A 10,114-nucleotide genomic window follows, 5' to 3' on the forward strand; every position below is an offset into this window, starting at 1 on the left:
AAATCTTATATTTAAAAGCATAAAAAAGATCTCTCACTACGTTCGAGATGACACCCATGTTTCGCCAGTATTTATTGAGAACTTACGTTTTATGTATTTCGCAACTTAAGCAAAATCTCAACTATCTCTGCAAATCCTTCACCGCCATTTTTACTGGCGACATAGCGTGGCAAATAGTTCATACTGTCACTAAATTTATCAATATTGGCCACTGCGCAAGCATAGGGAAAATAGGCAAACATCGGTTCATCATTGGGTGAGTCTCCGCAAAATACCCACTCTTCAGGATTAAGGCTAAAGCCTAAAATTTCGCTAATAAATCTATGCGTCATTGATAACTTATCATAATCGCCAAACCAACCATTTACATGAATTGAGCTAATTTTCGCACGCGCTCCGTGACTTAAAAAAATATCGCGAATTTGCTGTGCTGCTTTTTGATCAAGAATTGGTGGCTCTTCTGCATAATCAATTGAAAAATCTACTAAACGGTAGGCTTGATCTGGAGATATTCTGGTATTAGGCACAGTTGCTAATATTTCTTGTGCAATTTCTTCAAGACGTTTTTGACCACTGTGATCAACATTAGGATGAAACTCACAGCAAAGTTTGCCTGCTTCTTCATAAAAAGCAAACGCGCCATCTTCACCCACTACCCCAGAAACCGGCCATTGCCGTACAATTAAATCACACCAACCTGCTGGTCGCCCGGTAACTGGAACTACAACCAAGCCAGCCTTTCTAAGATCCCATAATGCCTGATATGCACTAGCAGATAATTTGCCTTTCAATGTTAAGGTATCATCAATATCACACAATACCCCCTTTAGATTATGAGCAATTGCTGATGGAAATGAAGCTATTGATTGCATTGCCGTATCTTTCTTTTGTGCAAACTTTACTTCACCCAATACGATTGCTATGACGGCGCACTAATGGCTGCCGTAAAATCAAGACAGAGTTTATGAGGCTTACGTATGATTTCTCATAATGCCTCACAAAATTAGTCGGTTAGCTACTCCCTACTAAATGAGGGAGTGACGCATGCTAAATATCTTGCGGCATCTGCCTTAATGGAGTTTTTATTATGCGCAATTTGTTAATATCTTTACTCATCTGTGCCGTCATCGTGGCGATACTCAGCCTTACCGGCATATTAAATACTTATGAAGCTATTGTGCCAGGTATTATAGCTTTAATCGCAAGCTATTTTGTATTAATGCGCCGTACCTTAAAACGGGTTGAAGCTATTTTTTCACAAGCAAGTAAATCTCTATCAAGTTCTCCCCCTAAATTAGATCTTGCTATTTCAACTATTGAAAAAGCTTATACTTTTTGTGTATGGCAGTTTGGTGTCCGTAGTCAGGTCGATACTCAGATCGGGGTGATTTATTTTTTACAGCAAGATTTTAAAAAATCTCTTCCTTATCTTGAGCGTTCATTGGGTTTTGGTTACTGGCTAGGCGGTGCCATGTTAGGCGTTATTTATTACAAAAAGAAAGATCACGCCTCTATGCGTAAAACTTTTGATATTATTATCAAGCGCGCCAAAAAACAAAGTTTAGCTTGGAACCTATATGCTTATTTATTAACCCAGATTAATGACCGCCCAGCAGCACAGGCTTTATTAGCAATTGGTGTTAAAAAAACTAAAAATGACCCTAAAGTAGCTGAAGCCCTACTTGCTGTGCAAAACAACAAAAAAATCAATATGCGTTCATATAAAGAGCAATGGTATCAGTTTCATCTTGAACGGCCACCACCACAACAAGCTTTTATTCCCGGAGGACGTGTATCACGTATTGAACGCCGTGGTCGTTGGTAAAGATTATGTCGTTGGTAAAAACTATATTGATTACTTATGCTCTTGCATTTTTAAGCTCGCTAATTATAGTATGACCTTGAATATTAAGTTGGCCTAATCATCGTTGGTAGAGGCATGGTTTCCCTCCCCCCCCAACCTTTGCCTAACGGTGGTTAGGCCTTTTTTTACGCAAATATCTTGGGTATTAAGCAATTCAGTGTGTAAAATCTTAAAGATATGCATGCTGTCGCGTTAGCAATAATTTTTTCGACTTTACCGACTCAAACGGTCGCCAACGATACTCCTGCAAGTATGGCCGCACAAATAGACGAATTGCTCAATACCGAAGTCCTCTCTGGAGCGAAAGTTGGGGTCTATATAAAACGCCTAAATGATGGTCGTGAGTTATATACCCGTAATGCCGATACTTTTTTCATTCCAGCATCGAACATCAAACTTATTACTTCTGCGGCAGCGCTCCATTATTTCGGACCAAGCTATCGTTTTCTTACTGAGGTTTATTTTCTACCCAATGGAGAATCAAAACAAAGTGGCGATATAATTATCAAAGGTAACGGTGATCCTCTATTTACCTATGAGCGTGCTTGGTATCTCGCTTCGCGTATTTACTATGCTGGAATACGCACCATCGGAAATATTATTGTGGATGACAGTTTTTTCCCAGGACCGCATATGGCTAATGGTTGGAAAGAAGACCATTCAGATTATGCTTATATGGCTCCAAATGGTGCTGTTTCAGTAGGCTTCAATACTGTTTTGATCCATGTACAACCAAACTCTATTCCCGGTGCCTTAGCACGTGTCATTGTTGAGCCCACATCTAACTATGTCACTTTAGACAATGCAGCCACTACCGTTAGTCGCCGTCGAACTCGACTAAGTATTGATGTTGTTGAACAGGGCAAACGCAGCCGCGTAAGAGTATCTGGGCGTATTAATATGCGAGATTCAGGACGTGCGTATTATCGACGCATTACCAATCCACCGATTTACGCTGGTGAAGCAATAAAAGCTATGCTGCAACAATTTGGTATTAAAGTGTATAAATCTGTAAGTGTTGGGCTTACTCCCCCTGATGCGACACGTTTAACAAGCGTTGGTTCACCAACCTTAACAGAAATTATTTATAAGCTGAATAAACATTCAAATAACTTCATGGCCGAACAGCTTGCTTTAGCTTTAGGAGCCGCTCGTTTTGGAGCGCCTGGATCTTGGAGTAAATCTCAATCAGCATTTGATGATTTTCTAATCAATGAAGTGGGTCTGCAATCTGGCAGCTATCGCATAAGTAACGCGAGCGGTTTGCATAGTGTAAACAGCATGACACCAAGACAAATTGCTGCTGTTCTTGAATTTATGTACCATAATTCTCAAATAGCTCCTGAGTTTATTTCTTCTTTAGCAGTGGCTGGTGCCTCAGGCACTTTAAGTGAACGCATGCGTACTACCGAAGCGTCGAGATTATTACGTGCAAAAACAGGAACATTATCAATTTCTAGTGCATTGTCAGGATATGTACCAACACGTAATGGAGATACACTGGTATTCTCATTATTAGTAAATGATTATCAAAGTCCGGTGAGTGAAGTCTGGCAAGTACAAAACAAAATTGGTGCATTAATGGCGCGTATGCGTTTTCTCAATACACCAGAATCCATGGCTGAAGCTACATCAACTGAAGTTAGGGAGGTGGCGATTCCATGACTTCGCTAACCACCAAACCTAATCAAGAACTATCAGAACTGGCTGAGGCTGTTAAACTGCTTCGCATTGCTTATGAAAAATATTTTGCAGGTGTAGAACGCGTAGAACCCTTAAAAGAACGCACTAAGGTAAAAAAACAGCTTAATAGATTGCTTGGTGATACAAATAAAAACACCGCACGAAGGTTTCGCTTACAATCAATCCAAGCTACTTTAATTACATTCGAACAACACTGGAATCGTATCACCAATCAAATTGAAAAAGGCACTTTTAAGCGTGATCGTATACGGGCCCAAAAATTAATATCTAGTGAAGATACTAAACCAAATGGAGTTCTTGCGAATAGTAATAATCAAAATGCAATAAGTTCAACGGCCTTGCCTCAAACAAAAAATGACATAATTACCGTAAACTCAAACGAAACAAAACAAGCCGTCTCTATTGCGAAAAACAATACCCCACCACCTCTGCCAACAAAAAATTCTCGATCAAACTCCATCTCTATGTCACCTACAAATAATCACGTGCCAACTGCAACTCCAAGGTCATCTTCAAATACAACTAGTATAAACAAACATCCTCTTTCATCTTCGCCATATTCAGATCAAATAAATCAACTTCATGTTCAGTATATACAGGCACGAAAAAACATTGGAGTATTAGAACCAGTCTCAATTGATGCCTTTGCAAAAACGTTGCACAAACAAGAGTCGACTTTGCGTGAACGATTGAACTGCCGTGAAGTTGAATTTAAAGTTGCGATTAAAGATGGGAAAGTAGTTTTAAAGGCTACGCCGCATTAAAGCAGTTTCAAATAGAATTGATCTAAAGCTTAATTAAAAACTACCGGGCTGCTCGGGCTAAATTTGCGACCATAGAACGGTCAGTAAAGAAACGCACAGCATTATCTAACGAACTCTCCATAACTTCCGCCATAAATAGACGAAAATCACGCTCTTGTCCGCGTAGTGCTTCATAATAATGCTGTCGATCTGAAGAATGAATAATAATTGGCATATAACCAGCGCGAATTAAAACAAAATTAGCGCATAAGCGACCAATCGTGCCACTGTGTTGTGAAAATGGAAATACTCGCATAAAACGATGGTGGACATTTGCAGCAAACTCTATTGGATGTTGATCTCGTTCTGGTTTTGCCTTTAAATAATCGAGCGCTTTTTGTAGTAAAGTTGGTATGTTGACTGGCTGTGCTATTTCATGAAAATATGTTCGGTGAATCGGAATATCTTTGCGATAAACACCAGCCATATCAGGATCATTTACCAATAATCCATGTAATTCTTTTAAAAATGGTATAGTAATAATAAAACGCTTTTGTTGCGCCCTTGCCCGCATCATGTCGATACATATTTTTTGGTTTTTAATTGCGGTATAAGTAGGCAGAAGACTTACATCGCTGACAATTTTCTTTTCGATAGCACTCTTAATTTCAGGATAGGTAAGGACTACTCCTTCAAGACCGTTTTCATGATAAATCCATGAAATATCATACATATCCTGAAATTTCATTGGAGCCCAACCGCTATTAGCGATTGCCTCTTTGGCTGCCTCGGCCCTGTCTTCGATCTCAAGATAGCGTTGCTTTATTGCGCTGTCATGATCGAATATGCTCAGATCCATTTTTCTTGCCTCGTCTGTTGCTCGATATGCTGGAAAAAGTCCAATAACTATAATTCCAATCGGCTATATGTACGCGACACCTCTTAATTAAATGAAGATAAGACCTCCTTGTGTTAAACACACCACTCTCTGCTTGGCAAATAGCCATCAGGTGGAATGTAAAAATTTACTGCCAAAACCAACCGACTTATCTACACTTATAAAAGTGTATTCAATAGAGATACAGGTTACCCTGAGCGTTGAAGCTTCGCAATTCATTGTTTCAATAGAAGAACTTTAACTAATTAAACAATTTATCCACACTTATCAACAAGTTAGTAACTTTTTGGGAGACACTTATCCACAACTAGATTTTTTTTGTGTACATAAGATCATAACAATTGACAGAAAAGATCTTTTTCAAACCCTAATAATACATAATAGCTACGGTAATAAGTCGACTTGCATGGCTAATTATAACCCATCTAAAAAAGGACTTATTAAGGTATTATTTTGCATAAGTACTTGATTTTATTTGTTCTTTTTTTCGCGCAGTGCGTTGTTTAGCTTTAATATTTCGTGACATTCTTTTACGTTTTTGTTTACTTTTTGAATTTGGCATGTTATTTCCTCTTTTTGATGAGTAATTTATTTAGCAGCCCTCAATAATCATGACGCGCTACTAAAGCAAGTATCAGTTAAGCTGAACACCAATAAAAAATTTAGTCTCTTATTTTAAATATTAAGATCGGCCTGTAAACTTATTAGCTATTAAATGAGTTATTAATAACTTATAGATTACTTGACAGTTATTATAATTACACGTAACGCAAATCAATTAGTTATAAAACCTTACCAAAATTTCATGAGGTTAGGCATGACGTTTCTCGGGATCGACCTGGGGACTTCTGAGATTAAAGCACTATTAATTGACGATTACGGCAGTATTATTACCTCTACTGGAGCGCCTCTCTCTGTATCGAGACCGCAACCATTATATTCAGAACAAAAACCAGAAGATTGGTGGCAAGCAACTTTAATCGCTGTTGATGCTATTAAAAAATCACATCCGCAGCAACTCTCGCAAACCCGTGGTATAGGTCTATCAGGCCAAATGCACGGTGCCACATTGCTTGATGCCAATGACCAACCTCTACGCCCGGCAATTTTATGGAACGACACACGGTCGTTTAAAGAATGTGAAGATTTAGTTGCTAAAGAACCAAACACCTTAAATATAACTGGTAATTTAGCGATGCCTGGATTTACCGCCCCTAAATTATTATGGGTGGCTCATAATGAACCAGAGATTTTCGCCAAAGTCGATTCGGTACTTCTGCCAAAAGACTATCTACGGTTACAATTATGCGGCGAAAAATTCTCTGAAATGTCTGATGCTGCAGGAACTCTATGGCTTGATGTAGCAAAGCGTGACTGGTCTGATGCAATGCTGGCTGCTTGTGGCCTATCTCGCAAGCATATGCCAAAACTAGTTGAAGGCAGCGAGTCAACTGGTCAATTGCGCACTGAACTGGTCTCTCGCTGGAAAATGCAGCATCCGGTAATTATTGCGGGTGGGGCCGGCGATAATGCAGCAAGTGCTATTGGTATTGGTGCTATTGCCCCAGGTAGTGGTTTTGTCTCGCTTGGAACATCCGGCGTTGTTTTTGTGGTTAACGACCGTTTCTTACCTAATCCAAAGAGAGCTGTTCATGCATTTTGCCATGCTCTGCCACAGCGCTGGCATCAAATGAGCGTTATGCTTTCGGCAGCAAGTTGCTTACGCTGGGTCACCCTATTATTAGGTGCTAAAAATGAAGCCGAGCTCCTTGCTGAAGTAGAGCATCTTGATATCAAAGCACGAGAGCAAGCACCCATATTTTTGCCTTATCTATCAGGTGAGAGAACTCCTCACAATGACCCATCAGCACAAGGAGTATTTTGGGGTTTAAATCATAATACCACACGTGCTGAATTAACTTACTCAGTCATTGAAGGCGTAGCATTTGGCTTAGCTGACGGAGTCGCAGCACTGCGAGATGCCGGAACCAGTATTAAAAAATTAGCGCTTGTTGGTGGTGGTTCACGAAGTGCTTATTGGTCTCAATTGATTGCTGATTTGCTTGGTATAACCTTACAGACCTATACTGGCTCACAAACTGGTGCTGCATTGGGGGCAGCAAGATTGGCACAGCTAGCTTGCGGCAGCAACGAGAGTGTCGTATGCACTACTCCACCAGATGATTGTACCTTTGTACCTAATAGTTCAACAGATACGTTTTTGACCGAACGATATGGGCGTTTTGTAAAACTGTATCAATCAGTTGCGCCGCTTTGGATTCATTAATATTTTTAATTAATAATGTCGAAAAACGTGGGGGGAAGGCGGAGAACTCAAATGAGTAGTTATTTTTCTGAAATCACACCCATTGCTTTTGAGGGACCAACAAGCCAAAATCCTTTGGCTTTTCGCTATTATAAACCTGATCAAATAATTCTGGGCAAACGCATGGAAGATATCCTGCGATTTGCTGTTTGTTATTGGCATACATTTTGCGGTACTGGTTTAGACCCATTTGGTTCTCAAACATTCCTGCGACCTTGGCAACAAATGTCAGATCCAATGGCCGCAGCCAAACTTAAAGCTGAAGCAGCTTTTGATTTTTTCACCAAGCTAGGGGTTAAATATTACACTTTTCATGATTTTGATGTAGCCCCTGGTGGTACTACCCCGAATGAAGGCCAAGCAAATTTTCGCAGTATGGCCGAAGTACTTGCGCAGCATCAGCAACGCACTGGGATGAAACTTTTATGGGGTACTGCTAATCTCTTTGGGCATCGTCGCTTTATGGCTGGGGCAGCCACTAATCCGAACCCCGAAATTTTTGCAATTGCAGCAAGCCAAGTTAAAAATGCTATTGATGTTACAAAAGAGCTTGGGGGCGAAAATTACGTACTATGGGGCGGTCGCGAAGGCTATGAAACTTTACTCAACACTGATCTAAAACGCGAGTTTGAACAACTTGGTCGTTTTCTGTCGATGGTTGTTGAATATAAACATAAAATTGGATTTAAAGGCACTATTTTGGTTGAGCCAAAACCACGTGAACCAACTAAACATCAATATGATTTTGATACAGCTACGCTTTATGCCTTTTTGCAGCATTTCGGCTTAGAAAAAGAAGTAAAAACCAACCTTGAAGCAAATCATGCGACTTTAGCTGGTCATACTTTTGAGCATGAAATTGCTAGTGCCTTTGCATATGGTATTTTTGGAAGTCTTGATATAAATCGCGGAGATACCTTATTAGGTTGGGATACCGATCAGTTTCCTAACAACATTTCCGACACAGCTTTAATACTATATTACATCCTCCAAGGTGGCGGATTTACTACTGGCGGCTTAAATTTTGATGCAAAAGTAAGAAGACAGTCGCTTGATCCAACCGACCTCTTTTATGCTCATATCGGTGCTATGGATGTTTGCGCTCGTGCATTACTAATCGCCGAAAAAATGATGCAAGACGGGAAACTTGCCAAATCTGTACAACAACGATATCAAGGTTGGGATAGTTCATTTGGCAAAGATATTCTCTCAGGTCGTATGGGACTTGAAGAATTGGCGCAACATGTACAAAAACGCGATCAAGACGTACAACCGGTGTCTGGTAAGCAAGAGTTCTTAGAGAACTTGCTCAACAACTACTTCTAGTTTTAGTAATAGATGTAGTGATTGCACGTATTGTTTGCCTATAACCTTCAATTGCATGAATTATGATTAATGTCGCAGGTGATCAGAGTCTGCTGAAGCGCATAAACCGTATGGCGCTTGTTCGTTTTATTAAAGCTGAGCCCGGCCTTTGTCGTGTCGAATTAGCCCAACGTACCGGATTAACCAAAACTACAGTTGGTATGTTAGTAGCTGAGTTGATTGAAGAAGGCTGGCTTTGCGAAGGAGAGCCAACATCAGGCAATGGTGTCGGGCGTCGTCCTGTACCATTGGCTATTGATCCAAATCGTATAGCTTTAATGGGCGCAGAAATTGGTGTCGATTATATTAATGTGATTGCATGCAATTTGCACGGTGAAATACTTCATTCTCAATGTATTCCCTACCATCACGATAATGTTGACAAATCTATTGCTGAGTTATCTGCTATTATTTCTAATATAAGAAATACTCTAATAGAACAATCGCGTCGTCCTTTAGGTATTGGTATCGGCGTGCCAGGTATGGTCGATAGCAATAATGGTATTTTACGCTTTGCCCCAAATATCGGTTGGCATGATTTGCCTCTTGGCAAATATATCTCAGCTAGTTTAGCTAAATTTGGGGCCAACGACCTTGAGGTTTCATTAATAAACGAAGCCAATGCTGCGGCATTAAGTGAGTATGTTTTTGGCATGCCACGGCCAAATGGACCGCTTGTCTACATCAGTATGGGCATAGGTCTTGGTGCAGGTATTGTATTAAGTGATCGGCTTTACGTAGGTCATGATGGTCTTGCTGGCGAAGTGGGTCATACTTTTCTGCAACACTCTGGCCCACAATGCGCTTGTGGAAGACATGGTTGTGCTGAAACTTTTATTTCGCAACAAGCAATTAGCCGCGATATTTTAGGTAACGATAATGAAGTAATACCTATTGAAGAATTAGCAATACGGGTACAAGATAATGATCCAGCAGTAATTGAAGCAACCAAGCGAGCTGGAGAATATCTCGGTTTGCTAATTCAAAATCTTGGCTATACTATTAATCCATCTTTAATTGTATTAGGTGGCCCACTTTGTCAGCTAGGTGATGTATTAATTGATACTGCAATAACTAATTATCAGCATAGCTCAGGCAAATACGATCAACAAAAAGTATCCATACAACAATGTCGCTTTGGCATTAATGCCTGTGCGGTTGGCGCCGCTGGAGCAGTTTTTCAGCAATTTCTCGCGCCTTAAAATATATAAAAA

The 10,114-nt window shown here is 40.1% G+C and carries 8 protein-coding genes; 6 read left to right on the plus strand and 2 right to left on the minus strand.

All coding sequences use genetic code 11. The features are described 5' to 3' along the window. Positions 1–89: 89 nt before the first annotated feature. Complete coding sequence (locus JW841_10850) at positions 90–872, minus strand: HAD family phosphatase (protein MBN1961435.1); 783 nt, start codon at positions 870–872, stop codon at positions 90–92. 215 nt (positions 873–1,087) lie between these two features. Between JW841_10850 and JW841_10855 the strand changes: the two genes are divergently transcribed. The 3 genes from JW841_10855 (at position 1,088) to JW841_10865 (ending at position 4,332) form a co-directional block, all read left to right on the plus strand. Continuing rightward, positions 1,088–1,825 (plus strand): hypothetical protein, encoded by a 738-nt coding sequence (locus JW841_10855; GenBank protein ID MBN1961436.1) that lies wholly within the window; start codon positions 1,088–1,090, stop codon positions 1,823–1,825. Between the two features lie 216 nt (positions 1,826–2,041). Further along, positions 2,042–3,529, plus strand: a complete 1,488-nt coding sequence (gene dacB, locus JW841_10860) for a D-alanyl-D-alanine carboxypeptidase/D-alanyl-D-alanine-endopeptidase (protein MBN1961437.1) — start codon at positions 2,042–2,044, stop codon at positions 3,527–3,529. Beyond that, positions 3,526–4,332: a hypothetical protein gene (locus tag JW841_10865; GenBank protein ID MBN1961438.1), complete on the plus strand. Its 807-nt coding sequence runs from the start codon at positions 3,526–3,528 to the stop codon at positions 4,330–4,332. The genes dacB and JW841_10865 overlap by 4 nt, the downstream gene beginning before the upstream one ends. Positions 4,333–4,372: 40 nt before the next feature. Here JW841_10865 and JW841_10870 read toward each other — a convergent pair whose 3' ends face one another. Continuing rightward, positions 4,373–5,170, minus strand: a complete 798-nt coding sequence (locus JW841_10870; protein MBN1961439.1) for a Fic family protein — start codon at positions 5,168–5,170, stop codon at positions 4,373–4,375. An 856-nt stretch (positions 5,171–6,026) separates the two neighbouring features. On the opposite strand from JW841_10870, the gene xylB reads away from it, so the two are divergent. The 3 genes from xylB (at position 6,027) to JW841_10885 (ending at position 10,102) form a co-directional block, all read left to right on the plus strand. Continuing rightward, positions 6,027–7,496, plus strand: coding sequence for a xylulokinase (xylB, locus tag JW841_10875; GenBank protein ID MBN1961440.1), 1,470 nt, complete (start codon positions 6,027–6,029; stop codon positions 7,494–7,496). A 51-nt stretch (positions 7,497–7,547) separates the two neighbouring features. Continuing rightward, positions 7,548–8,861, plus strand: coding sequence for a xylose isomerase (gene xylA, locus JW841_10880; GenBank protein MBN1961441.1), 1,314 nt, complete (start codon positions 7,548–7,550; stop codon positions 8,859–8,861). 62 nt (positions 8,862–8,923) lie between these two features. Beyond that, entirely contained in the window at positions 8,924–10,102 is a 1,179-nt protein-coding gene (locus JW841_10885) for an ROK family transcriptional regulator (protein ID MBN1961442.1), read from the plus strand. Positions 10,103–10,114: the final 12 nt, after the last annotated feature.

This window comes from Deltaproteobacteria bacterium (genome assembly GCA_016931625.1).
Lineage (GTDB): Bacteria > Myxococcota > XYA12-FULL-58-9 > XYA12-FULL-58-9 > JAFGEK01 > JAFGEK01.